At 69.5% G+C, this 25,520-nt stretch carries 24 protein-coding genes; 12 read left to right on the forward strand and 12 right to left on the reverse strand.

Features of this window, described 5'->3' with window-relative positions; all coding sequences use genetic code 11:
* The first annotated feature begins 21 nt into the window (after nucleotides 1-21).
* Both AC5Y4Z_RS05360 and AC5Y4Z_RS05365 read left to right on the forward strand, forming a co-directional pair.
* A complete protein-coding gene (locus AC5Y4Z_RS05360) occupies nucleotides 22-1,173 on the forward strand; it encodes an acyl-CoA dehydrogenase family protein (protein ID WP_499961277.1) in 1,152 nt (383 codons plus the stop codon).
* Nucleotides 1,170-2,405: an acyl-CoA dehydrogenase family protein gene (locus AC5Y4Z_RS05365; RefSeq protein ID WP_499961278.1), complete on the forward strand. Its 1,236-nt coding sequence runs from the start codon at nucleotides 1,170-1,172 to the stop codon at nucleotides 2,403-2,405. Before AC5Y4Z_RS05360 ends, AC5Y4Z_RS05365 begins: the two co-directional genes overlap by 4 nt.
* A 5-nt stretch (nucleotides 2,406-2,410) precedes the next feature.
* Here AC5Y4Z_RS05365 and AC5Y4Z_RS05370 read toward each other — a convergent pair whose 3' ends face one another.
* The 4 genes from AC5Y4Z_RS05370 to AC5Y4Z_RS05385 all read right to left on the reverse strand — a co-directional run bounded on the left by AC5Y4Z_RS05370 (nucleotide 2,411) and on the right by AC5Y4Z_RS05385 (nucleotide 7,563).
* Nucleotides 2,411-4,384, reverse strand: a complete 1,974-nt coding sequence (locus AC5Y4Z_RS05370) for a SpoIIE family protein phosphatase (protein WP_499961279.1) — start codon at nucleotides 4,382-4,384, stop codon at nucleotides 2,411-2,413.
* Between the two features lie 148 nt (nucleotides 4,385-4,532).
* On the reverse strand, nucleotides 4,533-5,738 hold the full coding sequence (locus AC5Y4Z_RS05375) for an amidohydrolase family protein (RefSeq protein ID WP_499961280.1): 1,206 nt from the start codon (nucleotides 5,736-5,738) through the stop codon (nucleotides 4,533-4,535).
* A gap of 81 nt (nucleotides 5,739-5,819) precedes the next feature.
* Nucleotides 5,820-6,857, reverse strand: a complete 1,038-nt coding sequence (locus AC5Y4Z_RS05380; RefSeq protein ID WP_499961281.1) for a hotdog fold thioesterase — start codon at nucleotides 6,855-6,857, stop codon at nucleotides 5,820-5,822.
* Nucleotides 6,858-6,990: 133 nt separating this feature from the next.
* Nucleotides 6,991-7,563, reverse strand: a complete 573-nt coding sequence (locus tag AC5Y4Z_RS05385) for a Uma2 family endonuclease (RefSeq protein ID WP_499961282.1) — start codon at nucleotides 7,561-7,563, stop codon at nucleotides 6,991-6,993.
* Between the two features lie 190 nt (nucleotides 7,564-7,753).
* Here AC5Y4Z_RS05385 and AC5Y4Z_RS05390 point away from each other — a divergent pair, with 190 nt between their 5' ends.
* Nucleotides 7,754-8,539, forward strand: coding sequence for an alpha/beta hydrolase (locus tag AC5Y4Z_RS05390; RefSeq protein ID WP_499961283.1), 786 nt, complete (start codon nucleotides 7,754-7,756; stop codon nucleotides 8,537-8,539).
* A gap of 107 nt (nucleotides 8,540-8,646) precedes the next feature.
* Here the strand turns inward: AC5Y4Z_RS05390 and AC5Y4Z_RS05395 are convergent, their stop codons facing one another.
* The 5 genes from AC5Y4Z_RS05395 to AC5Y4Z_RS05415 are packed head-to-tail and all read right to left on the reverse strand — an operon-like array spanning nucleotide 8,647 to nucleotide 14,399.
* Entirely contained in the window at nucleotides 8,647-10,143 is a 1,497-nt protein-coding gene (locus tag AC5Y4Z_RS05395; protein WP_499961284.1) for a class I adenylate-forming enzyme family protein, read from the reverse strand.
* Nucleotides 10,140-11,075 carry an acyl-CoA dehydrogenase family protein gene (locus AC5Y4Z_RS05400; protein WP_499961285.1) on the reverse strand — a complete coding sequence of 312 codons (936 nt, stop codon included), beginning with the start codon at nucleotides 11,073-11,075 and terminating at the stop codon, nucleotides 10,140-10,142. The genes AC5Y4Z_RS05395 and AC5Y4Z_RS05400 overlap by 4 nt, the downstream gene beginning before the upstream one ends.
* Nucleotides 11,072-12,229: an acyl-CoA dehydrogenase family protein gene (locus AC5Y4Z_RS05405; RefSeq protein ID WP_499961286.1), complete on the reverse strand. Its 1,158-nt coding sequence runs from the start codon at nucleotides 12,227-12,229 to the stop codon at nucleotides 11,072-11,074. Before AC5Y4Z_RS05405 ends, AC5Y4Z_RS05400 begins: the two co-directional genes overlap by 4 nt.
* On the reverse strand, nucleotides 12,226-13,323 hold the full coding sequence (locus AC5Y4Z_RS05410; protein ID WP_499961287.1) for an acyl-CoA dehydrogenase family protein: 1,098 nt from the start codon (nucleotides 13,321-13,323) through the stop codon (nucleotides 12,226-12,228). The genes AC5Y4Z_RS05405 and AC5Y4Z_RS05410 overlap by 4 nt, the downstream gene beginning before the upstream one ends.
* Nucleotides 13,320-14,399, reverse strand: a complete 1,080-nt coding sequence (locus AC5Y4Z_RS05415; RefSeq protein WP_499961288.1) for an acyl-CoA dehydrogenase family protein — start codon at nucleotides 14,397-14,399, stop codon at nucleotides 13,320-13,322. Before AC5Y4Z_RS05415 ends, AC5Y4Z_RS05410 begins: the two co-directional genes overlap by 4 nt.
* A 69-nt stretch (nucleotides 14,400-14,468) precedes the next feature.
* On the opposite strand from AC5Y4Z_RS05415, the gene AC5Y4Z_RS05420 reads away from it, so the two are divergent.
* Nucleotides 14,469-15,335, forward strand: coding sequence for an LLM class flavin-dependent oxidoreductase (locus AC5Y4Z_RS05420; RefSeq protein WP_499961289.1), 867 nt, complete (start codon nucleotides 14,469-14,471; stop codon nucleotides 15,333-15,335).
* On the opposite strand, the gene AC5Y4Z_RS05425 is transcribed toward AC5Y4Z_RS05420, so the two are convergent.
* Both AC5Y4Z_RS05425 and AC5Y4Z_RS05430 read right to left on the reverse strand, forming a co-directional pair.
* Nucleotides 15,298-16,017: an SDR family oxidoreductase gene (locus tag AC5Y4Z_RS05425; protein ID WP_499961290.1), complete on the reverse strand. Its 720-nt coding sequence runs from the start codon at nucleotides 16,015-16,017 to the stop codon at nucleotides 15,298-15,300. The genes AC5Y4Z_RS05420 and AC5Y4Z_RS05425 overlap by 38 nt on opposite strands.
* Before the next feature lie 5 nt (nucleotides 16,018-16,022).
* Nucleotides 16,023-16,844, reverse strand: a complete 822-nt coding sequence (locus AC5Y4Z_RS05430; protein ID WP_499961291.1) for a FadR/GntR family transcriptional regulator — start codon at nucleotides 16,842-16,844, stop codon at nucleotides 16,023-16,025.
* Between the two features lie 59 nt (nucleotides 16,845-16,903).
* Here AC5Y4Z_RS05430 and AC5Y4Z_RS05435 point away from each other — a divergent pair, with 59 nt between their 5' ends.
* Both AC5Y4Z_RS05435 and AC5Y4Z_RS05440 read left to right on the forward strand, forming a co-directional pair.
* Nucleotides 16,904-19,285 carry a CaiB/BaiF CoA-transferase family protein gene (locus AC5Y4Z_RS05435; protein WP_499961292.1) on the forward strand — a complete coding sequence of 794 codons (2,382 nt, stop codon included), beginning with the start codon at nucleotides 16,904-16,906 and terminating at the stop codon, nucleotides 19,283-19,285.
* A gap of 12 nt (nucleotides 19,286-19,297) precedes the next feature.
* Complete coding sequence (locus AC5Y4Z_RS05440) at nucleotides 19,298-19,489, forward strand: ferredoxin (protein ID WP_499961293.1); 192 nt, start codon at nucleotides 19,298-19,300, stop codon at nucleotides 19,487-19,489.
* 1 nt (nucleotide 19,490) lies between these two features.
* On the opposite strand, the gene AC5Y4Z_RS05445 is transcribed toward AC5Y4Z_RS05440, so the two are convergent.
* Nucleotides 19,491-20,729: a cytochrome P450 gene (locus tag AC5Y4Z_RS05445; RefSeq protein WP_499961294.1), complete on the reverse strand. Its 1,239-nt coding sequence runs from the start codon at nucleotides 20,727-20,729 to the stop codon at nucleotides 19,491-19,493.
* 99 nt (nucleotides 20,730-20,828) lie between these two features.
* Between AC5Y4Z_RS05445 and AC5Y4Z_RS05450 the strand changes: the two genes are divergently transcribed.
* Genes AC5Y4Z_RS05450 through AC5Y4Z_RS05475 form a run of 6 tightly spaced genes read left to right on the forward strand, consistent with a single transcriptional unit; the run spans nucleotide 20,829 to nucleotide 25,436 of the window.
* Nucleotides 20,829-21,956 carry an aromatic ring-hydroxylating oxygenase subunit alpha gene (locus AC5Y4Z_RS05450; protein ID WP_499961295.1) on the forward strand — a complete coding sequence of 376 codons (1,128 nt, stop codon included), beginning with the start codon at nucleotides 20,829-20,831 and terminating at the stop codon, nucleotides 21,954-21,956.
* 10 nt (nucleotides 21,957-21,966) lie between these two features.
* Entirely contained in the window at nucleotides 21,967-23,532 is a 1,566-nt protein-coding gene (locus AC5Y4Z_RS05455; RefSeq protein WP_499961296.1) for an AMP-binding protein, read from the forward strand.
* 24 nt (nucleotides 23,533-23,556) lie between these two features.
* Nucleotides 23,557-23,982, forward strand: coding sequence for a nuclear transport factor 2 family protein (locus AC5Y4Z_RS05460; protein ID WP_499961297.1), 426 nt, complete (start codon nucleotides 23,557-23,559; stop codon nucleotides 23,980-23,982).
* Nucleotides 23,943-24,497 carry an FAS1-like dehydratase domain-containing protein gene (locus tag AC5Y4Z_RS05465; protein ID WP_499961298.1) on the forward strand — a complete coding sequence of 185 codons (555 nt, stop codon included), beginning with the start codon at nucleotides 23,943-23,945 and terminating at the stop codon, nucleotides 24,495-24,497. Before AC5Y4Z_RS05460 ends, AC5Y4Z_RS05465 begins: the two co-directional genes overlap by 40 nt.
* Nucleotides 24,494-24,931 carry a MaoC family dehydratase gene (locus AC5Y4Z_RS05470; RefSeq protein WP_499961299.1) on the forward strand — a complete coding sequence of 146 codons (438 nt, stop codon included), beginning with the start codon at nucleotides 24,494-24,496 and terminating at the stop codon, nucleotides 24,929-24,931. Before AC5Y4Z_RS05465 ends, AC5Y4Z_RS05470 begins: the two co-directional genes overlap by 4 nt.
* Nucleotides 24,924-25,436: a maleylpyruvate isomerase family mycothiol-dependent enzyme gene (locus tag AC5Y4Z_RS05475; RefSeq protein ID WP_499961300.1), complete on the forward strand. Its 513-nt coding sequence runs from the start codon at nucleotides 24,924-24,926 to the stop codon at nucleotides 25,434-25,436. The genes AC5Y4Z_RS05470 and AC5Y4Z_RS05475 overlap by 8 nt, the downstream gene beginning before the upstream one ends.
* Nucleotides 25,437-25,520: the final 84 nt, after the last annotated feature.

Consider the following 25,520-nt stretch of genomic DNA (forward strand, 5'->3'; position numbering starts at 1 on the left):
ACCAACTTTCCTTTCGGCACCATGACCGCTGTCGACTCTCCCGAAAAGATACTCTTCGCTTCCACGACCCAAGCCTTTCTGCACAAAGAAGCGCCGCTGCGTCGCGTCCGGGAGCTGCACGCCGCCGCACAGTCCTTCGACCCGGCCTGGTGGCGGCGCGCCGCCGAACTCGGGTGGACGGCCCTGCTGGTTCCCGAGGAATTGGGCGGCGGCAGCGTCTCGGGCAGCGGCGTCGAGGACCTGGCCATGGTCGCCGAACAACTCGGCAAGACGGTGGCGCCCGGGCCGCTGTATCCGGTCAGCGTCGTGCTCGCCGCGCTCACCGGGTGCGCGGACCCGCAATCGCACGCCGACACCATCGAGTCGCTGATGTCGGGGGACACCGTGGCGTCGTGGGCGGTGTGCGAGCCGGGCCGCGGCTGGGCGCCGCTGGACCCGTCGGTGACGGCCACCGAAACCGAGTCCGGCTATCGCCTGGACGGCACGAAGGACCGCGTCGAGGCCGGCGCCCAGAGCGGGGTGCTCTTGGTCGTGGCGCGGTGCGGCTCCGAGGTTCGCCAGTTCCTGGTCCCGGCGGACGCGCCGGGCGTGCGGGTCACGCCCCAGCAGTCGGTGGACCTGGTCAAGCAGTACGCGCGGGTGGATTTCGACGGGGTGGTCGTGCCGCGGTCGGCGGCCGTGGGCGACGCCACCGAGACCGTCGCGTTGATCGAGCGGCAAAGCCAGCTCGCGCAGGTGCTGCAGTGCGCCGAGGTGGTCGGCATCCTGCAGACGGTGTTCGACTTCACCGTCCAATGGGCGCTGGACCGGCACACCTTCGGCCGTCCGCTGGCGTCCTACCAAGTCCTAAAGCACGGCTTCGCCGACATGAAGCTGTGGCTGGAAGCCTGCCGCGCCACCACGGCGGCGGCGGTCGCCGACGTCGCCGCCCGCTCGCCCGGGGCGGGCCTGTCGGCCAGCATCGCCAAGTCCTATGTCGGCGAGATGGCCGGCCGGGTCGTCCAGGCGTGCGTGCAGATGCACGGCGGCATCGGGGTCACCTGGGAACACGACCTGCACCTGTACCTACGGCGGGTCACGTTGTACCGCTCCATGTTCGGCACCCCCGAGGAGCACAACCTGCGCGTGTACGAGGCGGAGAAGGCGGCGCGATCGATGACCAACGCGCGATGACAACCGCCGAATCTGTCGCCGAATTCGCCGCCCGGGCCCGAGTGTGGTTGGCGGACAACATGCCCGCCATCGACCCCGAGTCGCCGCCGGCCGCCCCGCGCGACGACGAGCGATCGTGGAACCGGGCCCGCGAATTGCAAAAGCGGCTCTACGACGGGGGATTCGCCGGCATCTGCTTCCCTCGCGAGTACAGCGGCCTGGGCCTGGACTACGAGTACCAGAAGGCCTTCGATGCCGAGTCCCTCTGCTACGAGATGCCGCTGATCCTCAACACCCCCACATTCACCATCTGCTGCGCCACGTTGCTCGACACCGGCACCGAGGAGCAGAAGAGGCGGCACATCGCGGCCGCCCTGCGCGGCGACGAGGTGCTGGTGCAGCTGCTGTCCGAACCCAGCGGGGGGTCGGACCTCGCCGGTGTCATCACCCGCGCCGAACGGCGCGGCGACCGTTGGGTGATCGAGGGCGCCAAGACCTGGAGCACGAGCGCGTTCGCCGCCGACTATGGCTTGTGCCTGGCCCGCACCGACTGGGACGTGCCCAAGCACGAAGGCCTGACCATGTTCCTGGTGCCCATCGCGCATCCGGGAATCACGTTGCGGCGCATCACGATGCTGAGTGGTTCCACCGAGTTCTGCGAGGAGTTCCTGGACGGCGTGGACGTCGGCGACGACGCCGTCGTCGGGGAGGTCAACGGCGGCTGGGCGGTGGCCTCGCGCCAGCTGTATCACGAACGCCGGGCCGTCGGGCAGGGGTCGGAATTCGCCAGCGGCAGCGGCAGCGAGGGCGGCAGCACCAATCCCGTTGACTACGTTGCCCTCGCCGAGAAGACCGGCCAGGCGGACAGCGAACGCGTCCACGAGATGGCCGGCCGGGCGCTCGTGCACCGCGCGGTGGCCGAGCAGCTCATCGACCATGTGTACCGCGCCGTGCGCGACGGCGCGTTGCCCCCGGCGGCGGGGACACTGATCAGACTCTTCCATTCCGAGACCGTCACCCTGGACATGGACACCGCGCTGGCGATCACCGGAAGCGCCGGTGTCGTCGGGGAATTCGGCGACGGGCTCGAGGCCGGGCTGCGCTACCTGTCCCGGCAGAACGTGGCCATCGGCGGCGGCACCACGGAGATGGCCCGCAACGTCATCGGCGAACGGGTGCTGGGGTTCCCACGCGAATACGCCGCCGACCGCGGGGTGCCGTTCAACCAGGTGCGCCACGGCCAAAGCCGCTGAACGTCCTAGTCTTCGGCGAAGACGTTCGCGGGATCGCTGGCCTCGCTGCTCACGAAGGGCAGCCGAACCAGCGACAGGACGTGGTGCGCCGGGCTGCCGGGCGGGGCCACCAGCACGAAGTCACCGCCCTGGGTGTGCGCCCGGTCGCGGGCGGCGGCCAGCGCGCTCACCGCCGCCGACCCGAGATGGGTGACCCCGCTGAGATCGATCGTCAAAGACCCTATGCCGGAACGGCTTTCGACGGCAATCTGGCGGTCCAGGGTGGATGCGGTGGTGCTGTCGACGTCGCCGCTGACGACGATGCGCCCCGCGTCGTGGACCAGGGAGACGAACTCGGCGTTGACGGGCCGGTGGTGGGCCGAGCGGCCGACGATCGTGTCGGTGATGAAGTTCGCGGGCCGCCACAGCCGGTGGGTCAGCGTGGCCGTCGTCCCGTCCGGGCCGTGCGTGATCTTCGCTTGGGACACCAGGGCTTCGGCCATCGCCAGCCCGCGTCCGCGGCCCCGCTCGCCCTCGCGGTGATCCTTCCACCGCCCGTGGTCGATCACGGAGGCGTGCAGGTTGCCGTCGCCGGCGAGTGCGGCCTCGACGATCACCCCGTCGGGCACCTCCGTCGAATACCCGTGCTCGACGGCGTTTTCGACGAATTCGGAGACGGCGTGCACGACGTCGCAGATGTCGTCGGCGTCGGCGCCGACCTCCGAGAGCCATTCGCGCAGCCGGGTGCGCACCGCGCGCGCGGCGTGGATCGTCGCGTCCAACGTGATGCGCAGCGGCTGCGGCGGTGTGCGGCGTTGCGCGGCGAGCAGCGTGACGTCGTCCTTGTAGCCCGTCGACCTCAGCAGCAATTCCAGTGTCTCCGAACAGATGCGGTCGATGGGCCGGCGCGGCGCATCGATGACGAAGCCACCGCTGCCGCCGACGATGTTGGCGGCCAGCTCGGCGAATTCGGCGGTGCTGGCGCCCAACGGCCGGCCCGGGCGTTCGATCAGGCCGTCGGAATACAACAGGACCGAATCGCCCACGTCGAGGGTCTCGCTGCGTACCGGGAATCCGGTGCCGCTGCCGAGCGGACCCGCGCCGGAGGGTTCGGCGTAGCGCGCAGCCGCGCCGGCGCTCACCAGCAGGGGCGGCGGGTGTCCGGCTGTGCAGTACTGGAATTCGCCGCTCGCGAAGTCGAGCGAACCCACGCACAGCGTGGCGGATTTCGACCCAGGGACGTGTTCGTGGAAGCGGTCGACGGCCTCCAGCGCCTGCTCGATGCTGTGGCCGGCCGAAATCTGCATGCGCAGCGCGGTGCGTAGCTGCGACATGACCGCGGCGGCCTCGACGCCGTGTCCGACGACGTCGCCGACGACAAGCACCAGCCGATCGCCGAGGGCTATCGCGTCGAACCAGTCGCCCCCGGCCGCGGTGTCCTCGGCGGCCACCAGGTATTCGGCGGCGACGTCGGCGCCGGGCACGACGGGCACCGAGGGGGCCAGCAGCGCCTGCTGCATGACGATGGCCGAATCGCGGGCGTTGCGGTAGCGCTCGGACAGCTCCTCGATGCGCTGCTCAGCGGCCAGCCGCGCCTGCACCCGCGCGGTGACGTCGTCGAAGATGAGCTGCACGCCCTCGATCGATCCGTCGTCGCCGCGGCGCGGTGTGACGACGAAGTCGAAGTACCGTTCCTGGATTCCCGACCCGTCGTAGTCGGCCTGTAGCCGCCACTCCGTCCCGGATTGCGATTCGCCGGTTTCGTAGACCCGGTCGAACATCTGGTAGATCTGCTGGCTCTCCAGCTCGGGGAAGACCTCGACGGCGAGCTTGCCCACCGGGTTGCCCGTCGGATTGAAGGCCCGGTAGGCGGCGTTGACGGCGACGAACCGGTGTTCGGGCCCCTTGAGGCCGACTAGCATGGCCGGAACGTTCTCGAACGTGCGGCGAACGTCATCAGCCGCACCGACGGTCTTGTTCCAGTCCTTGTCGCCGACCATTTGGTCGCCCCTCCCCGCAAGACACTCTAGCGAGTCATGTAATCAGGGCAAATACATGATTTCTGCTCACGCTAATTGACAGTTTATCAATAGTGGTTATGTGCTTGCAGCATCGGTTTGTTAACGATGCAGCGGAGGGGCCCGTCGATCAGGCCGAGACCGGCTTCTTCGAGGGCTGCGAGACCTTCATCAGCTTCATCAGGTTGCCGCCCATGATCTTGGCGACGTCCTCCTCGTCGAAGTCCGTGAGCTCGTCGACGAAGGTGATGGGGTCCTTCAGGCCCTCGGGGTGGGGCCAGTCGGAGCCGAACAGCACCCGGTCGGTGCCCACCATCTTGACGATCTCGGTGAACCGGTCCTCCCAGAACGGGGTGATGTAGACGCAGCGCTTGAACGCCTCGATGGGGTCCTCGCTGAACGCCTGCGGCATCTTCTTGTAGACGCCCTTCAAGCCCTTGAACAGGTCCGGAACCCAGTCGGCACCGTTTTCGATGGACAGGATCCGCAGCTCGGGGTTGCGGGACAGCGCGCCGTGGCACACCAGCGCGCCCATCGCGTCCAGGATCGGGCGGTGGCCCATGGCGAAGCTGCGGAAGGCGGTCGGCTTGAACGGCAGGAACTCGTCGCCGGGCTCCCACACGTTGGCGAATTCGGAGTAGCCGCTGTCCGAGGCGTGCATCGAGACCGGCAGCTCGGCCTTGATGCAGGCCTGCCAGAACGGGTCGAATTCCTCGAGGCCGAACGAGCGGCTGCCCTTGAAGCCGGGCACCGGCGCCGGCCGGACCAGGACCGTGCGGGCGCCGCGCTCCAGCACCCATTCGAGTTCTTCGAGCGCGCGCTCGACGATCGGCAGGGTGATCACCGGGGTGGCGAAGATGCGGTCGGAGTAGTTGAACGACCACTGCTCGTACATCCACTCGTTGAGCGCGTGGATGACGTCGTGGGTCATCTCGGGGTCGTCCTTCATGCGCTCCTCGACCAGGCTGGCCAGCGTCGGGAACATCAGCGCGTAGTCGATGCCGAGCTCGTCCATGACCTCCAGCCGCGCGCCGGGCTCGCGGAACGCGGGGATGGCCTTCATCGGCTCGCCGAGGATCTCGCGATAGCTCTTGCCCTGCGCGCCGTGCCGGAAGTAGTCCTCCTGGGCGCCCGGGCGGGCCACCACCTCGAACGTGGGGTTGGGGATGTACTCGCTGATGTGGCCGCGGACCACGATCTTGGTGCGCCCGCGCACCTGCACGTAGTCGATGACGTTCTTGCGCTTGTCGGGCAGGAACTTCGTCAGCGCCTCCTGCGGCTCGTACATGTGGTTGTCGGCGTCGAACACGGGGAAGGAAAGTTCGCGAGACGGCATGGCGATCTCCTTGCGGAAGCTTCGGGTTCTCAGTTTGTGGTAATGACGTTACCACCTCCGCGCGACAAGGTGTAGCCCGGCTCAGGCGCCTGGCCAGCTGGGCAGCTGTGGTGTCGTCCCCTCGATCACGGCGAAATTGACCGTCGCCGTCGCCAGCAGCTCCTCGCCCCCGTCGCCGTCGCCATAGATGTCGATCTGCATGACCATCGCCCGCCTGCCGGCGCGCAGCATCCGGGGCACCGCGTACGCCGAGCCCTGCCGAATCGGCCGCAGGTAGCGGACGAACAGGTCGGCGGTGGTCATCGTGGTGCCCGGCTTCAGGTATTCCAGCCCGAATTGCCCGCCGGCGACGTCCACGAGCGTGGCGATCAACCCGCCCTGCAGCGCGCCGGACGTGTTGACCACCTGCGGGCTCACCGGCATGGTCATCGCGAACTCGCCGTTGTGAGTGCCCGGGCGCATGCCGATCTGGGCGAACAACTCGGCCAGCGAGGGCGGGCCCGTCGCCTCGTCGGCGTCCCGGATGCCCAGCGCGCGGCTGCAGAAGTCATACACCTGGCCGGCGTCGATCGGGGTGCCGATCAATTCGGTGCCCAGCCAATGCAATCGCTGCGCGCCCATCATCGTCTGCATGACGATCGCGGCCGCGGCCCCGACGTCCAGGCCCGGGTTGAACACCCCCTCGGTGATGCCCTGGCCGACGATGTCGCGAAGCAGGTGATGCAGGGGGGAGAGCACCCGGGCGTATTCGCGGGGGCGGGTTTCGGCCAGGTGCTGGTTGTAGAGGCTCAGCGCCCGGTTGAGGCTGTCCTGGGTGCTCGATTCCGGTTGCTGGGTGATGCGGTCGATCACCAGCTTGAGCGCGGCGGTGCTGTCGAGCCCGTTGGTCTCTTCTCGCCAGGTTTGCGCCGACTGCGCGATGGTCCGGTCGAACAGCGCCAGCAGCAGCTCGTCCTTGCTGCCGAAGTGCTGGTAGAACGCCCGCAGCGAGGTCTTCGAGCGCGCGACGACCTCCTGCACGGTGAAGTCGGTGCGTCCGGTTTCGCCCAGGATCGCGACGGCCGTCTTGATGAAGCGGTCGCCGCGGGTCACTTCGGCTTCCTCGGTCGGTTCAGCCATGAGAATGAGGTTACCGCGAGTCGCGCGGCGGGGCACCGGCTCCTCGGGTACTACGGGCCAGACAGATCGCCGAGTGCAACGGTTGCGAAAAATCGGCGGAAATCTCGCCACAGTTGCACGCTCGGCGGGGACGCTAACGACCCGTCAACGCGTCCAGTCTGAATTCGATCTGGACGGGCTCGGTTACCCGGATCCGCTCCCCGTCGAAGGCCGCTAGCGGTCGATAGATCTCGCCGTCGAGTCGGTAGGCGAGAAAACGGTCATCGGCGGGTGCATCGGGGTCGACGATCCAATAGTTCTCGATGCCCGCCTTCGCATACTCGTGCAACTTCATAACGTGGTCCATGCCGCGCGAGCCCGGCGAGACGATTTCGACGACCAGGACGACATCGTCTGCCGACACCCCAGCGGAGCGCCGCTCGAACACACGATCTGGAACCACGGCGATGTCCGGAATACGGGCACTCGGCGGGAACGACGCGCTCGTGATCACCGCGATGTCAGGGACCGCCTCCAGTCCTTCCGGTAGGTGATCTTCGAGCAGACGCGTGAGCCTTCTGGAAATGCGTTGATGCCACGGGGTTGGAGGCGGCGACATGATGAGTGTTCCCTCGCTGAGCTCCCACCGTCGCGTCGCGTCGACTTCCAGCGCGTCCCACTGCTCGAGGCTCAGCAAGTCGCGCGGCAGGTCGGCCAGGTCGGACATCCCGCGCCTCCTTTCGCCCCGGAACTCGAATAAATGCAGACTACGCGCAACGGCGATCAACATCGGAGTCTGACGAATCCCACCGACACGTTGGATGCTCGCGCCCAGCGGGGCGACAGTGGCGCCATGGTTGGGCGTTCGTATAGCGAAACTGCTACGGTCAGGCGCGCTTGGTGCCACCCTAAGCGCTATGCCGGACCGCAAGCATGTCTTCCTGATTCACGGCGCCTGGAGCCGTGGGGAGCAGTGGGCACCGGCCCGCGCCGCCTTCGAAGAGCGCGGCTACACGACCCACGCCCCGACGCTGCGGCACCACGAACTGCCGCTGCACGAGGGCGCGACGAAGATCGCGTCGCTGGGTCTGACGGACTACGTCGACGACCTCGTGGGTGTTGTGAACGGGCTCGATTCCCCGCCACTTCTGATAGGTCATTCGCTGGGCGGGCTGCTGGCGCAGTTGGTCGCCGCGCGCACCCGCCACGCCGGCCTGGTGGCCGCATGCCCGGCACCGGCCGCCGGCATCTTCGGCACGACACCGACAAACTTGCGCATGTCCCTGCCGCACTTCCTGCAGGCCCGCGCCTGGGCCAAACCGGTGTATCCGCCCACTCTCGCCCGGTTTCGAAGCTGGGTCGCCAACACCCAAACCGAAGAGGTTGCCCGCGAAATGCACTCGGCGCTGGTGTGCGAATCCGGACGGTGGTACTGGGAGATGCTCCTGGGAACGCTGCGGCTTTCGAAGGGCACCGCCGTCGACTTCGCCGCCGTCACCACCCCGGTGCTCGTGATAGGCGCCGAGTGCGACCGCATCGTGCCGCCCGGGGTCGTCCGCCGGACCGCGGCCAGGTATCGGCACGGCACGCAGGTCGAGATCCCCGGTTCCGACCACATGGTGTTTTCGGGTGCGGCGCTACCCGTCGCGATGGGCCACATCGACGACTGGATCGCGAAAAGCCGAGTGTTCTCGATCACTTGAGTCGGGACGGCCTGGCCGATCGCCGAACGTGCAGCTGTGGCGAAAAATCGGGAAAAATCGGCCGAAAACTCGCCACAGCTGCACGCTCGGCGAGGGCGGAGCCGCGCCTACCCGCCGCGCGCGGCGATCATCGCCGAGCGGTTGACCTTGGTGGCCGCGGTGCGCGGGATCGCGTCGACGAACTCGACGGTCTTGGGCGCCTTGTAGGGGGCGAGCCGGCCCTTCGCGTAGTCGATCACCTCGTCCTCGGTCAGTGCCGCCCCGTCGGCGACCTGCACCACGGCGTGCACCCGCCGCCCCCACTGCGCGTCGGCGAGCCCGATGACCACGACGTCGGCGATGCCGGGGTGGCCGGCGAGCGCCGACTCCACTTCGGCGGGAAAGACATTGGCGCCGCCGGAGACGATCATGTCGACGCGGCGGTCGACGATGTAAAGGTAGCCGTCCTCGTCCACGTACCCGATGTCTCCGGCGGACCGGAAGCCGTCCTCGGTCGAGGGCAGGGGCGCCGCGCCGCCGACATAGCGGGACCCGGCGGCCATCGGCGAGCGCAGGTAGATGTCGCCGTGTTCGCCCGGACCCAAAACGTTGCCGTCTGCGTCCAGGATCCGGATCTCGGTCTCGCGGAAACCGCGGCCGACGCTGCCCGGGTGGGCCAGCCACTCGTCGCCGCGCAACGCGGTGAGTCCCAGGTTCTCGGTCATGCCGTACGCCGTCACGATCCGCTCGGGGCTCAGCAGCTCGAACCAGGTGTGCATCAGCGACGGCGGCATCACGGCGGCGCCCTGCAGGATGAACACGACGCTGGACAGGTCGCGCCGCCGGACGTCGGGCCGGGCCGCGATCCGCGCCAGCATCGTCGGCGTGGCGGTGAAATTGGTGATCCGGAAGCGTTCGATCACATCCAAAACCAGTGCCGCGTCGAACTTCTCGAGCACCACCAGGTGATCGCCGGCCAGCAGCATCAGGAAGGTGGCGAAGCCGTTGGTGTGATACATCGGCGCGGGCACCATGATCGTCTGCGGCTGGGCCACCGGCGTCCAGTTGGACAGGAACGGCTCGCCGTGCTGGGCCGTCCATAGCGACGGCGCCAGGCTGAGGATCACCTTCGGCACGCCGGTCGACCCGCTGCTGCAGATTCCGTTCGAATGCGGGGAAACGACCGTGGGCAGCGGGCTCTCGGCCTCGCCGGCCGCTCGCGCCTCCAGCTCCCAGCGGGTTTCCTCGTCCACGACGACGGCGGGATCGATCACCTCGCGCACCCGGTCGCGCTCCCACTCGGGCAGGTCCCAGTGCATCGGGACGGGAACCGCGCCGATCTTCCAGCAGCCCAGCGCGGCAAGCACCAGGTGCTGTGAATTCGGGATCGCGAGCGCCACAAGGGAACCCAACGTAGCGCCGCGGGCCGCCAGCGCGCGACCCCACTGGTTGGCGCGGGCGTCGAGTTCGCCGAAGGTCAGCGAGCACGCGGTGCCGTCGAGGGCGACGTTCGTCACGGCGGTGTCGTCGCGGCGTTGCTCGGCGAGCTCCTGGAGTTTGGCCCCGAACGGAATCCCGTCCGCCAGCGGGTCGGCCGTCCCCGATTCGAGGGGCTGGGTGCTCATGCCGATACCGGCCCGCTGAACAGCGTCTCGAGGTGGCCGTCGCGGACGTCGGGGATCAGGCGCAGCGCGAGGGCCTCGGCGCTCAGCGGCAACCGGATCAGCGGCTGGGTGTGCCGGTCGAGCACGCTGACGTCGGACTCGTCGCAGAAGCCCAGCGCGCCGAGCAGCTGGTGGGAGGTGCGCAGCACCTGTCGCGCGGTGTCGGCGGCCTTGTACCGCAGGGCGACGGCGTCGGCCGAATGCACCTGCGCCGGAAGCGTTTCGGGCCGGCAGATGGTGTACTTGGCCAGTTCGTGCAGGCCGCGCACCGCGACGGCGGCGTCCGCGACCGCGAACCGGACGGCCTGGAAGTCGGCCAGCGGCTTGCCGAATTGAATCCGGGCGCGCACGTGGTCGGTGACGATGTGCAGCGACTGCTGCAGGGCACCCAGAATCCGCCATGATCCCAGCACGAGGTGAAGGTAAACGTCGCGGGCGCCGACGGTTCCGTCGGGTGCGCCCAGCGTGGCCGGCACCAGGAACGGGCCCAGCTTGGCGTTGGTGCGCGACGCCGGCTGCGCGCGGTACCGGGTGCCGTCCAGGTCGGCGGCGATCCAGTCCCCGGGCAGGTCGCCGTGGTCGATGCGCGGGGCCTGGGGGTCGACCAGCGCCAACCGGGCGCCGTCGATCGCCAGCAGCTCCTCGACGAGGGGATAGGGCAGCGCGACCGCGCCGGCGGCCTGACACAGCACCGCGGCGGCCAGCAGATCGTCGGCGGCCGATCGGACGTCGAGCTCGAACGCCCCCACCTCGGTCAGGGCCGCGCGCGCCCAGTCCCGGACGCCGTCGTCGGCTTCGGCGCGCAGCGCCGCCGGTGGCCCGCCCAGCCGCGCGAGCCGCTTGGCGGCGACGGCGGCGAAGTCGCTGATGTCTTGCGGCAGATCGGTTTTCACCGGGTCCCTCCCAGTACGTCTCGTGCCACCAGCATCTTCTGCACCTCGATGGTGCCCGACGCCACGGTGGCCGCCTGCGCGTACCGCCAGTGGTCCTCGATGGCCCCGTGCAGGGGCGCCGACGTGCCGCTGTCCAGCGCCGTGGGACCCAGCACGTCGAACAGCAGCTCGGCGACCTGCTGATCGAGGGTGGTCGTCACGATCCGGGCGGCGCTGGCGGCCGCGCCCGCCGACGGGTCGGTCTGCAGGGACACCGCGCGGTAGGCCAGCAGCCGGGCCACCCGCAGGTCCACCAGCGCCTTGACCCAGCGGCTGCGAAGCGACTCGGGCAGCTGATCCCAGTCGTCGCCGAGCTGCGTGCGCAGCCGCTCCAGCAGCGACTCGCACCGGGCATAGCGCGCGATGCCGACCCGCTCGAACGCCAGCGCCTCGCGCATCACCCGCCAGCCGTCGCCGACCTCACCGAGGACGTCGCCGGGAAACGCCTGCACGTCGTCGAGGAACATCTCGTTGAGGTGGTGCGGGCCCAGCATCGACGGGATGGGCCGCACGGTGAAGCCGGGCCGGTCCATCGGGATCAGGAACAGGGTGAGCCGCTGGGGTTTTGGCGCCTCGGGGTCGGTGCACGCCGCCAGCACGCACCACGACGCCATCAGCGCGTAGGAGGTCCAGACCTTCTGGCCGGTGATGCGCCACCCGTCACCGTCGGGCACCGCGCGGGTGCGCAGCGAGGCGAGGTCGCTGCCGGCCTCCGGCTCGGAAAAGCCTTGGCACCAGATCACATCGCCGGACGCGATGGCCGACAGGTGCTTGGCCTTCTGCTCGGCGGTGCCGTAGCGCATCAGCGCCGGGCCGACCCAGTTGATGCCCATGTACTGCGGGCCGCGGGGCTCGTGCTGGGCCCACATCTCCTCGCGCAGCACCGTCTGCTGCCAGACCGAACCGCCGCCGCCGCCATGCTCTTTCGGCCACGCCAGCGCCAGCAGGCCCTCGGCGGCCAGCAGCTTGCAGAACGTCTCGGTGGTGGCCAGGTCCCGCGGGTTCTCGGTGCAGGCACCGAGGAAGTCGGGGGGGATGTGGTGGGAAACCAGCTCGCGCAGGTGGTTTCGCAGTTCGCCGGCGTCGTCGCCGAGGTCATAGTCCATGCTCGTCATCCCTTCGGCAGCCCGAGCAGCCGCTCGGCGACGATGTTGCGCTGCACTTCCGACGTTCCGCCGTAGATGGTCGCGGCCAGCGCGTCCTGGCGTTCGAACAGCAGGTCCGCATCGCTGACCCAATCCTGCCCCCTGGCGACGGAGGCGAGTTCCCAAACCCGTTGCAAGGTCACCGAACCGAGCAGCTTGAGGACGTCGGCCTCCGGGCTCGGCCTGCCGGCCAGCTCGTTGCCCAGCGCGCGGTACCCGGTGGCGCGCAGCGCCTCGGCGTCGGCGAGCAACGAGCCGAGCTCGGCGCAGATGTCGTCGGTCGGGCCCGCCTCGCGCACCGCGTCGAGCCCGCGCTTGATCTCGACCCAGTTCATGATCCAGATCATCTGGCGTTCGTGCTGCAGCGACGCCAACGCGACGTTCCAGCCGCCGTTGAGCGGCCCCAGCAGGTTTTCCGCCGGCACCTCGACGTCGTCGAGGAAGACCTCGCAGAACGTCTCGTCGGAAATCGAGGCCATCCGGATGGGCTCGATCCGCACCCCGGGCGCCTGCAGGTCGAGGATCAGGCACGAAATGCCGCGATGCTTGGGCGCATCGGGATCGGTGCGGGCATACAGGGTGCACCACCGCGACTCGTGGGCCTGGGTGGTCCAGATCTTGTGGCCGTTGACCCGGAAGGCGTCCCCGTCCCGCTCGGCCCGCGTGCGCAGCCCCGCGAAATCGGATCCGGCCTCCGGCTCGGACATGCCCAGGGCCCACCATTCGTCGCCGCGCAGCAGCGGCACCAGCAGCCGGTCGATCTGGGCGGGCGTGCCGAACTGCCGGATGCCGGGTGCGGCGACGTTCGGGCCGGCGATGTTGGGCAGCTTGGGCGCGGACCGCGTCGCGGCCTCGAGGCGCACCTCCATCGCGTCGCGCAGGCCCAGCGACCGCCCGCCGTGCTCGCGCGGCCAGGTCGGCTGGATCCACCCGGCCTCGAAGGCGGCCCGCTGATAGTCGCGCCGCAGCGCCAGGTCCCAGCGGTACTCGCGGTATTTCGCGTAGTAGTCCCTGGGCAGGAACTCCGTGAGCCACGCTGCGAATTCTTCGGTGACGGCGGTCATCCCGCGCCCCCCGCGAACCGGCGGCCCACCTCGTGGTAGAGCGCGCGACTGTCGCCCAGCATCGCCGCGCCCTGCCAGGCGTGCCGGACGTAGAGGTGGACGTCGTGCTCCCAGGTCTGCCCCAGGGCGCCGTGCACCTGCACCGCGGTGCGCGCGCAGTTGACCGCCGCCTCGCCGGCCGCCGCTTTGGCCAGCGCCGCGGCCGTCCAGGCGGCGCCTCGGGTGTCCGGATCCGCCAGCCGGGCGGCGGCCGCGTAGGTCAGGCTGCGGGCGCGTTCGAGGCCGACGTGGTTGTCGGCCAGCGCGTGCTTGATCCCCTGGAAGGCGCCGATCGGGCTGCCGAACTGCCGGCGCGCCTTGGCGTGCTCGACGGAGCGGTGCAGGGCCGCGCTCGCCACCCCGACCAGGTCGGCGGCGGCGGCCACCAGCGGCGCCGTCAGCGCTGCTTCGAGCCGTACTTGCGCGGTGGCCACCGGCTCGGCGTCGATCTCGACGTCGGCCACCGGCTGGGCGGGGTCGGTGGACTCGCCCGGCACCACGGTCACCCCGCCGGCCCGGTCGCAGCGCGCGACGGCCAGCACGACGCCCTCGACCGACCGCGCCAGCGTCACGATCAGCTCGGCGCGCGTGACGTTGGGGACCGCCGCCGCCCGCCCGCGCAGCCGGCCGTGGCGCAGCGTCACCGGCGTGCCGGGCAGCCGGGAACCCTTGGAGTGCACCGCGAGGGTGGCGACGACGCCGCCGGCGATGTCGGCGAGGACGGAGTCGAGGCCGGCGGCGCGCAGGGCGCCCGCGGCCAGCCCGACGCTGCTGAGCAATGGGATCGGCGCGATCGCGGCGCCGCATTCCTCGAGCACCACGGCGAGCTCGACGGGCCCGAAGTCGCCGGGGTCGGGTGCCGCGAGTTCCGTCCAGCCGAGCTCGACGACCGTCTTCCACAGCCCGCGCCAGCTCTCGGGATCGGTGCCCGTATCTTCGAAGGCCTGCCGGGCGACGCCCGGGGGACACTCGGTGCGCAGGATGCCGCGCACGGTGTCGCGCAGCGACAGCTGCTCCGCAGTCAGTCCGACATCCATAAGACCCCTAACATAATAAAAATAGTAAACTAGCGGCTTTGTCGCAATCGGGCGAGCATTGGTGGACGCATGGTCGAGTGGTATCTGTTCCTGCCGCAGCTGCGGTTGTCGGCGGCCGACGTCACGGACCGGGCCCGCCACGCGGAGGCCAGCGGCTTCGACGGGATGGCGTTCATCGATCACCTCGAGGCGCCCGGCCTGCCCGACGAAAACATCTGGGAGGCAATGGGTATCGCGACCTGGGTGGCCGCTAAGACGGAGCGGCTGCGGATCGGCCACCTGGTCCTGTGCGACGCCTTCCGCCATCCTGCGGTGCTGGCCAAGCAGGCCGTCACCCTCTCGGACGCGTCGAACGGCAGGTTCGACCTCGGCCTCGGCGCGGGATCCTGGCCCGCCGAGTTCACCAGATTCGATGTGGGCCAGCAGGATCCGAAGGGCAGGGTCGCACAGCTCGGGCACCACCTGGAGCTGATCCGGCAGTACTGGGGTGACGGCGAGGGCGCCGCGGCGCAGGCCCCGCGCCGCTCGCACCCGATACCGCTGGTCCTGGGTGGCACCGGGCCCCGGATGATGGAACTCGTTCGTCGCTACGCGGATTGGTGGAATCTGCCGTGTGACAAGCTCGACAAGCTGCTCACGCTGGCCCCCGCCGCGGGCACGGCCCGGGTGTCGATCCAGCAGATGGTCGGCTTCGTGCGGGCCGGCGCCGACCCGGACACCGTGCGCGAGGTGAGCACCCGGCGATTCGGCAACCTGGGGTCGGGGTTGGTCTGCGGCGACGCGGGCGAGTTGGTCGGGCACTTCTCCGGCCTGGCAGCCCAGGGGGTCGAGCGGTTCTACGTGTGGTTCGCCGATTTCGCCGCCCCGGACTCTCTGCACGAGTTCGGTGAAACGGTGATCAAGGCGTTCGCTGGCGCCGCTGGCGCGCTTCGGTAGGCACCACCGGCGGGCGGGCGTAGGGGCCCCGCTGCACGGCCGACAGCCGGATCTCGGGCAGGTCGACCGACGGGTCGACGGTGTCCAGCCACGCGACCGCCGCGGCGACGTCGGACACCTGGATCGCGTACATCTCGAAGGGAACGTCCTGCAGCATCTCGGTTTCCACCGGCCCGGGCGTCACGATGTGCACGGCGATGCCGTCGCGGTCGACTTCGAGCGCCAGCGCGCGGGCGAAGGCGTTCATGCCGGCCTTCGACGCCGAGTAGGCGGTGCGGGCCATCATCGGCTCGTGCGCGGCCGACGACGAGACGAACACGAACCGCGAGCCCGCGCGCATCCGCGGCAGGGCGGCGGCGGTCACCACGAAGCACGAGTCCAGGTTGGCCGACATGATGGCCCGCCACTGGTCGAACGTCTGCTTGCGCGCGTAGGTGCCGCCCAGCGTGCCGGCCGCGTGGACGACGAGGTCGATCCGCTCCAAAGCGCTTATCGCCGTGGCGAACCCGTCCGGGTCGGACGCGTCGGCGACGAGGTGGCGCGCGCCGATCTCCTCGGCCGCCGCGCGCAGCGGTGCCTCGCGCCGCGCGCAGAGCACCACGTCGTAACCCAGCTCGCTCAGCTTGCGGCCGCATCCCTTGCCGATGCCGCCGCTGCCACCGGTGACCAGTGCGATGCGCATCGGGTTCAGGGGCGCCGGGGATCCCGCGGGCGGGACAAGGCCTGCGGCGACAGCGCGTAGATGCGTTGTTCGGGACGCCCCGACAGCACATAGGTCTGCGTGTCGGCCAGATGCCGGCCCGCGATGCGGCGGGCCCGGTCGACGTCGCCCTCGGCGATGGTCTCGGCGAGCTTGGTGTGCGTGTTGAGCACCGCGCGGCGCTGCGCCAACGACGGGTAGGTGCCCCGGGCCGCGCTCTCGTCCGCCCACTGTTGTTCGTGGCTGGTCCACAGCGTCTCCAGGCTGCCGACCACCGCGATGATGGTGTGGTTTCCGCAGCCGCGGACCACGAGATCGTGGAATTCGCGGCCGATTTCGGTGAAAAGCCGGCCGTCGTCGAGGTTCTCGGCCATCTCGTCGTTGACCCGCTTCAGCTCGGGCACCAACGTGTCCGCCCGGTCGGGCCGCTGCGCCGCCAGGGCCGCGCAGGCGGGCTCGAGTTCCTGCAGCGCCATGCCCAGGTCGGCGACCTTGACGGACTCGCTCTGCAGCACCAGCCCGAGCATGTAGGCCGCGCTCGTCTTCGCGGGCGCGTGCACCACCGCCCCGCCGCGGTTGCCCCGCCGGACCGAGACCAGCCCCTCGGTTTCCAGGATGCGCAGCGCCTCGCGCAGCGAGACCAGGCTGACGTTGAACTGCTCGACGAGCACCTCTTGGCGGGGCAGCAGATCGCCGTCGGCGAGCTGGCCGTCGATGATCTGACGGCGCAACTCGTCGGCTACGATCTCGGCGATCCGCGGCGCCGACAGTCGGCGACGGGCGTCGGGGCCAATTCCCAGGGCTGTCATCCAATCCTCGCGTGTTCGACAGGCTTAGCTATTTTAGCAGTAATGGTATAAATAGCCGCGTGAGGCGCGAGCCCGGCAGCCGGCCGACACCGCTCGACGAGTTGCGTGTCGTCGAGGTCAGCGACCGGATAGCCGGCAGCTACTGCGGCAAGCTGCTGGTCGACGCCGGGGCGCAGGTCCGCAAAATCGAACCGCCGCAAGGGGATTGGCTGCGGGGCTACTCGGCCGGCTGTGCGCCCGTGCCGGACGGCCCGTCCGCGTTCTTCAGCTACCTCAACGCCGGCAAGCGCAGCCTGAGCATCGCCGACGACCCCGAGCGCCTGCGCGCCGAGCTGGCCGGCGCCGACGTCGTCGTCGTCACCGCGGGTCGCGCGCGGGCCGCCGCGCTGGGCATCGACCCGCGGCGCCTGTTGGCCGAGTCGCCGCGGGCGATCGTCGTCACGATCTCGGATTTCGGTTGGAGCGGGCCGTACGCCGAACGCGCCGCCAGCGAGTTCACCGTGCAGGCCTGGGCCGGCTCGCCCGGATTTCGCGGCGATCCCGCCGGGCCGCCCATCGCGATCGGCGGCGACCTGGGCGAGTACATGGGCGGGGTGTACGCGGCGTTCGGGGCGCTGGCCGTGCGCCGCCGCGTCGAGCGCGGCGGTCCCGGCGAGCACCTCGATCTGTCCATGCTCGAGGCGATCACCGCGATGCAGAGCAGCGAATGGCTGCACTCGCAGCTGCTGCGCGTGCCGCCGATCCGCCGCACCCTGGAGGTGCCGTCCATCGAGCCGGCCAAGGACGGCTACGTCGGGATCACCATGGTCACCGGGCAGCAATGGCTCGACTTCGTCGCGATGGTCGAATGCCCGCAGCTGGAGGAGATCGAGCAGCTGCGCTTCCAGATCGGCCGGTGGGCATACCGCGACCTGATCCGCGAACAGATCGGCCCGTGGCTGGCCGAGCGGACCGTCGACGAGATCGTCGAACTCGCGCAACTGTTCCGGCTGCCGATCGCGGCGCTGGGCAACGGCTCCACGATCCGCGACCTGGAGTACGTCAAGCAGCGAAACGTGTTCGTCCGCAACCCCGCCGGCTTTCACCAGCCGCGCGCGCCGTGGCTCATGTCGGCGTGCGAGCCCGCACCGCCGGGCCTCACCCCCGCCGTCGGCGAGGCCAACGACGAACCGCCCTGGCCCACAGTCGAATCCGGATCGGAGCCGGCGGAGCCCGGGTTGCCGCTGGCGGGCGTGCGGATCGTCGACCTGACCGCCTTCTGGGCGGGGCCGGCCGCCACCCACCTGCTGGCCGCGTTCGGCGCCGACGTCGTCAAGGTGGAGTCGATCCAGCGGCCCGACGGCATTCGGTACTCGGGCGGCATGCGCACCGACGTCGACGACTGGTGGGAATACGGCTGGGTATTCCACGCGATGAACACCAACAAGCGTTCCGTCACACTGGATTTGGGGTCTACCGAAGGGCGCGGGGCGTTCCTTGAATTGGTGGCCACTGCCGACGTCGTGATCGAGAACTTCTCGCCGCGGGTGATGGACCACTTCGCGCTCACCGCCGACGTGCTGCTGGACGTCAACCCGAAGCTGGTGGTCGCCCGGATGCCGGCCTTCGGTCTGGACGGGCCGTGGCGTGACCGGGTCGGTTTCGCCCCGACCATGGAGCAGATCGCCGGGCTGGCCTGGGTGACCGGGCTGCCGGAGGCTCCGCCGGTCACCCCGCGCGGCGCCTGCGATCCGCTGGCCGGCGTGCACGCCGCGTTCGCGGTGCTGGCCGCGCTGAGTTTCGCCGACCGCACCGGGACCGGCCAGCAGGTCGAGCTGCCGATGCTGGAGACGGTGCTCAACGCCACCGCGGTCCAGGCGATCGAGTCCGAGGTCTTCGGGGTGACGCTGGGCCGTCGGGGCAACCGCGGTCACTGCGCGACCATCCAGAACATCTACCGCTGCGCCGGCGACGACGACTGGATCGCGGTCACCGTCCGCGACGACGATCAGTGGCGCGCGCTGGTCGACGTGATCGGCCGGCCCGCCTGGTGTGACGAGAGCCTGGCCACCGCCGCCGGGCGGCGCGAGCGGGCCGACGACATCGATCACCGGCTGGTCGACTGGTTCGCCGCGCAACCGCTGGAGGCGGCGGTGGAGCGCCTGGCCGGCGCGGGCGTTCCTGCCGCGCCGGTGGTGTCGCCGTCGCTGGTCACCGAAAATCCGCAACTGCGCGACCGGGGCTTCTTCGAGCCCCTGGACCACCCGAGCACCGGTGCGGGCCTGTATCCGTGCCCGCCTTTCGCCAAGCTGGCGGGTCAGGACCGCTGGCTGCTGCGCCCCCCGCCGCGCCTGGGCGAGCACAATGGGGAGGTGCTGCGCGACCGGTGCGGGCTGAGCGAAGCAGAGCTGGCCAACCTGGAAAGCAACGAAGTGATCGGGACCCGACCCAAGGGCCTGTAAGGAGGGCGTCTGATGCGCGTGACGGTGGACGAGAACCTGTGTGAGGCCAACGGCTTCTGCGAATCGATCGCCTCTGACATCTTCGAACTGGGCGACGCCGACGTCGTGCAGATCGCGGACGGCCCGGTGCCGCCTGACCGGGAGGTCGACGTGCGCGCCGCGGTGGACCAGTGCCCCAAGGCGGCGCTGCGGCTGATCGAGTGAGTCAGCGTCGCTCGATGAGCGAGATCGCCATCTCGTCGTAGATCGACATGTTGGTCAGCAGGTTCGGATAGGCCACCGTGGCCGGGCCGACGGCGATGTCGTCGCAGCGCAGCAGCAGTTCGTCGAACACCGCGCGCAGTTCCGCGCGCGCCAGCATGGCGCCCAGGCAGTGATGCGGGCCGCCGCCCCCGAAAGCCACCTGCGGGTTGGGCTGCCGCCCGATGTCGAAGGTGAATGGCGAGTCGAACACCTCCTCGTCGCGGTTCGCCGAGCGCAGCATCGACACCACCCGCTCGCCCTTCGCGATGCGCTGGCCGTCCATCTCGACGTCGACCTTGGCGGTGCGCGTCCAGTACGCCACGGGTGAGGCCCACCGCAACACCTCCTCGACGGCGCTGGGCCGCAACGCTTCCTGTTCGCGGTACCGCGCGATCTGTTCCGGGTTCTCGGCGAACGCCTGCACGCCGATGGCCAACGCGTTCTTGGTGGTGTCGCTGCCGGCGAAGGCCAGCACGAAGAAAAAGAACTCGAGTTCGTTGGCGGGCAGGGCGAATTGTTCGCCGTCGTCGCCGGTGATCACCGCGGTCGCCAGCGTGCTCCAGATGTCGTCGGTGGGGTTGGCCCGCTTGTCCGCGGTGAGCTCCATCGCGTAGGAGAAGATGGTGGCGTACAGATCGGTGTAGTCGGAAAAACTGGGCCGCGCCCCGGGCGCGTTGGCCTTCAGGATGCGGTCCAGGCAGTCGAAGATGCGCGGCCGGTCGGCCTCAGGGATGCCGATGATGTCGCCGATGACCGTCATCGGCAGCGCGTCGGCGACGTCCTCGATCCAGTCGCCGCCGCCCTTGTCGAGCAGGTGGTCGATCATCCGCGCGGCCCGCGCCCGGATGCCGTCCTCGAGCTTGGCGATCGCGCGCGGGTTGAACGCGCCCGAGATGAGCTTGCGGCGCTTGTTCAGGTCCGGCGGGTCCATGTTGATGATGGTCGGGTAGGACGCGAACATCCCCACGGGCTGGATGAGCGGACCGTCGACCGCGGTGAAGGATTCGGTGTCGCGGTGCAGCCGCACGGAATGCCGGTGCTTGGTGGTCACCCAGAACTCGCGCTGGACGATTTCGGCGACACCGGGGGTGAGCTCGTGGCGGAAGATCGGACTGGTGCGCCGCAGCTCGGCGAACAGGTCGTCGGGAAAACCGTTGCGCCACAAGGCGAAGTCGGAAAGATCCACCGCCGCAGCCGTCATCTGAGACCCCGTTCCACGGCACCTCCGGTGCCACCGCGTTGACGTTCAATGCTTAAGATAGTAAAAATAGACCTTAACGTCGAACCGCGGGAGTGCTTCGTGACGGATACAGTTTCGGAATCGGCGCCGGATTCGGCCGGAGATCCCTCGGAGCGTGAGTTCGGCCCGGCCGGCATCGCGCTGTCGACCTACCGGTACCCGACGGGCTGGTTCATCGTCGCCTTCGCCTCCGACCTGGCCGCCGGCCAGGTCAAGCGCGCGCACTACTTCGGCGAGGAGCTGGTGTTGTTCCGCACCGAATCCGGCCGCGTGCACGTGATGGACGCCTATTGCCAGCACCTCGGCGCCAACCTGGGCGTCGGCGGCACCGTGGAGGGCGACAACATCGTCTGCCCGTGGCACGGCTGGCGCTGGCGCGGTGACGGCACCAACGCGCTGATCCCGTACAGCAAGATCGGCTGCAAGAACAACGTCCGCATCCGCACCTATCCGAGCGTGGAGTGGTACGGGTTCATCCTCGCCTGGCACGAACGGCACGGGCGCGCGCCGTACTGGCAGCCGCCGGTGCTGCCCGAGCTGGAGACCAACGAGTACTACCCGCTGCACCCGCACACCCAGATGCTCAACCGGGTCAAGGTGCACCCGCAGATGATCATCGAGAACGCCGCCGACCCCTACCACGTTCAGTACGTGCACAAGGCCGCCAACCCGGCCACCACCGCGTCGTTCGAGGTGTCCGGCTACCACCTGCACGCGACCGTCAACGCCCATTTCGGCGGTGGCCGCGCCTCGACGTGGTTGACCCCCAACGGTCCGGTCGACGCCAAGATCATCTACGACAACTACTCGCTCGGGCTCGGCGTCGTCCGCTTCCCGAGCGAGCTGGTGGCCACCGTCCAGGTCACCGGGCAGACGCCGGTCGACGAGGACTACACCGACTACTTCTACACGCAGGCCTCCGTCCGGGAGCCCGGGGACGCCGGCGACGTGCCCACCGGCCGCGCCGCCAAATTCCTGGCGCTGCAACAAGAGGTCATCAAGCAGGACTTCTTCACGTGGGAGAACATGAAGTACCTCGAGAAGCCGAACCTGGCCCCCGAGGAGGCCCACGACTACGCCGCGCTGCGCCGGTGGGCGCACCGCTTCTACCCGGGCACGCAACCCTCGCCCGCCGACTTCGGCTACACCGCCGACGGTAAGCCCGACCCGGCGGCTTCCCAAGCCTGATGAAACCCTGATGCCGCGGCCCGCCGATTTCGGTGTCGACAGTTTCACCGTGCCGGCCGTGCTCGATCGCCGCGCACAGCAACATCCCGACCGGGTGATGATGTCGATCGGCGGGGTGGACGTGACCTTCGAGCAGATGCGGCGACGGTCCCGCGCGGCGGCAACGATGCTCGCCGGTCTGGGCGTCGGCCGCGGCGACTGCGTGGCGCTGTTCACCGCCACGTGCCCGGAATGGGTCTACTTCTGGCTGGGCGCGGCGCGCATCGGCGCGGTGAGCGCCGCGGTGAACGCGGCCAACAAGGGCGACTTCCTGCTGCACACGCTGCGGTTGTCGCGGGCCAAGGTGATCCTCACCGACGCCGAGCGACGGCCCCGCGTCGAGGAGATCGCCGGCGCGCTGGACACGGTCACCGACGTTGTGGTGCGGGATGATTCGCTCACCGCGGCCCTGTGCGGCCCCGCGGATGACTCGGTTGCCGATAGCCCCGGTGGGCCGGGCGACGTGGGGGTGCTGTTCTACACGTCGGGCACCACCGGGCCGTCGAAGGCGGTCGCCACGACGTGGCACTACCTGTTCTCGGTGGCCGCGACCGCGTCGGCGGCGTGGCAGTTCGGTGCGGGGGAGGCGCTGTGGACGGCGATGCCGCTCTTTCACCTGAGCGCGGCGCCCAGCGTGCTGGCGCCGATGCTGGTCGGCGGAACCACCGTGCTGGCGAAGGCGTTTCACCCCGGCCAGGTGTGGGACGATGTCCGCGCCCGCGGCGCGATCGGCTTCGCCGGCGCCGGCGCGATGGTGTCGATGCTGGCCAACCTGCCGCCGGATCCCCGGGACGCGCAGCTGCCGCTGCGGTTCATCTCCGCCGCCCCGATCGCCGCGGACTCCTACCGCGACATCGAAAAGCGTTACGGCTGCCGGATCGTCACCATGTACGGGATGACGGAGGCCTTCCCGATCGCCGTCAAGGGCGTCGCCGACGAGGGGGTCCCGGGTACCTCGGGCCGGCCCAATCCCGACTTCGACGTCCGCATCGTCGACGAGCACGGCACTGCGCTGCCGCCCGGCAGCGTCGGGGAGATCGCCTGCCGAGCCAGGCATCCGCACGTGATGAGCGAAGGCTATGTGGGACAGGATGCGCGGATAGAGCCGCACCCGGAGTGGTTTCGCACGGGCGACCTGGGCCGGCTCGACGACGATCGCAACCTGACGTACGTGGACCGGGCCAAAGACTCGCTGCGCAGGCGCGGCGAGAACGTCTCCTCGGTCGAAGTGGAGACCGTGGTGATGCGCCACCCGGCCGTGGCCGAAGCCGCCGCGGTGGGCGTTCCCAGCGAGTTGGGTGAGGACGACATCCTGTTGGTCGTGACGCTTCGGCCCGGCGTCACCCCGGATTGGGCGGAGCTGCTCGACTTCTGCGCGGCGAGGATGCCGTACTTCTGCGTGCCGCGATTCGTCGAGGCGGTAAATGAACTGCCCAAGAACGGAATTGGCCGGATACGCAAGGACCTCCTGCGCGCCCGCGGTGTGGGTCCGGGCGCGTGGGATCGCGAGAAAGCGGGGTATATCGTTGGCCGATAAGTCGCCCGAGGGAGGCAAAGCGAAATGACCATGAGCTATCAGGAACAGCAGATGCTCCATGCCGCGACGGGCCGCGCCGGGATCCTGGATCTGACGGCCCGGCACAACAGGGCCTACTCCGACGGCGACCGTGAGCGCTGGATCGCCACCTTCCGTCATTCCGGGGCCAGCTACTCCCGCGGCGGCGAGGTGTTCACCGACCTGCGGGCGGCCTTCGACGGCGGCGACGGACAACGGTTGGTCACCGTCGATCACGAGATCCGCGTCGACGGCGTCGAGGCCGACCAGCGTTGTGTCGCCGTGCTTTTCACCGACGTGGACGGCCAGGCAACGCTGCGGGCGACCGGGGTGTACCGCGACACGCTGATCTACGAGCGCGGCGGCTGGTACTTCACCTCCCGCGCGCTCGAATGGGATTCGGTGCCGAGCCGGCACTCGCTCGTCACGTGAACTACCAGCTGGCCTTCGGCACGTATGCGGATGCGCTGCGGATGGTCGGCGCGAAAAGCGAACCCCGCACCGCGGCGATGCCGGTCAGCGGCGCGCGCATCCAGTTGTTCGCCGCGATGGTCCACGACGGGAATCGTTCGTATTGGGACGCCTCGTTCGCCCGGGAGAAATGGGGCGGGTTGCTGGCCCCGCCCGCGCTGCTGATGGGATGGCTGATCCCGCCGCCGTGGGAACCGTCCGGGGCGCGCCCGGCGGCGTCCATGGTGCTCCGAGTTCCGTTGCCGGGCACCACATTCATCAACGCGGCTAACGATGTCGAGTTTCTCGAGCCCATCGTCGAGGGGGACCTGCTCACCGCCGTCGAGGAGCTGGTGTCGGTGTCGCCGGAGAAGCGCACGCGGCTGGGGGTCGGCCATTTCGTCGAGACGCTGGAGACCTATCGCCGCCAGGACGGCACCGTGGTCGCCACCTGCCGGAATACGTTGTTCCGCTTCACCCCCGGAGCGTCGTCGTGACGGATCTGGACTGGAACGAGATCAGCGTGCCCGTCGAGCTGCCCGAGGTGGTCGACGAGATCAGCTACCAGCGGGTGGTGGAAAATGCCGGCGCGACGTGGGACTACTTCCCCGGCCATTTCGATCCGACGTATGCCCAAAGCCAGGGCAACCCAACCATTTACGTCAACACCATGCACCTCGCCGGATTCGCCGATCGCGTCGCCACCGACTGGGCCGGACCGAGCAGCCGCGTGGTGCGCCGCTCGATGCGGCTGGCGGGCTCGGTGTACGCCGGCGACACGATGATCGGCCGCGGGCGTGCGGTGGCCAAGCGGCGCGACACCTCGGTGGACCCGCCGCGCTGCCTCGTCGACATCGAGATCCAGGTGACCAATCAGCATGGCGCCCTGTGCTGTCCGGTCGAGCTCACGCTGCAGCTGCCCGGTGGATGACGCGGCCGAACTCCACCTGGCGGTGTGCCGGCGGTTCGGCGAGGCGGTCGCGTCGGCCGACGGAAAATGGGATCGCCCCTCGCCCTGCGACGAGTGGGATGCCCGGGCTGTGCTGGAGCACGTGATCGGTTTCCACGACGTGCTTCTGTTGCGTCCCTTAAGTCTCAAGCCCGACCGGCCACGCGAGGATCCGCGGGCGCGCTGGCGGCTGACCTACGAAGCGCTGACCGTCGCTCTGGCGCGACGACTCGATACGCCGCAGCTGATACCGAAACTGACCCGCGATGTTTTGGTCCACACCTGGGACCTCGCCCGCGCGGTCGGGGCGGACGATCGGCTCGATCCCGCGTGGTGCGAGCTGTTCTGCTCACTGGACGATCTCGGGGCTCTGAGAGCATCGGCCATGTTCAAGGCCCCGCTCGCCGTGCCGGACGAAAGCGACGCGCAGGCAAGGCTTCTCGCGCGGCTCGGCCGCGACCCGTCCTGGCGGCCGGGCCGTTCGTAGGTCGTCACACGGGCCGCTCCGGCACCACGAAGGTCGGGGCACGTCGCGCTGAAGTGTGACATCGCATGCGATATCCCCGACGCG

It is taken from the genome of Mycobacterium sp. NGS63 (genome assembly GCF_059812295.1).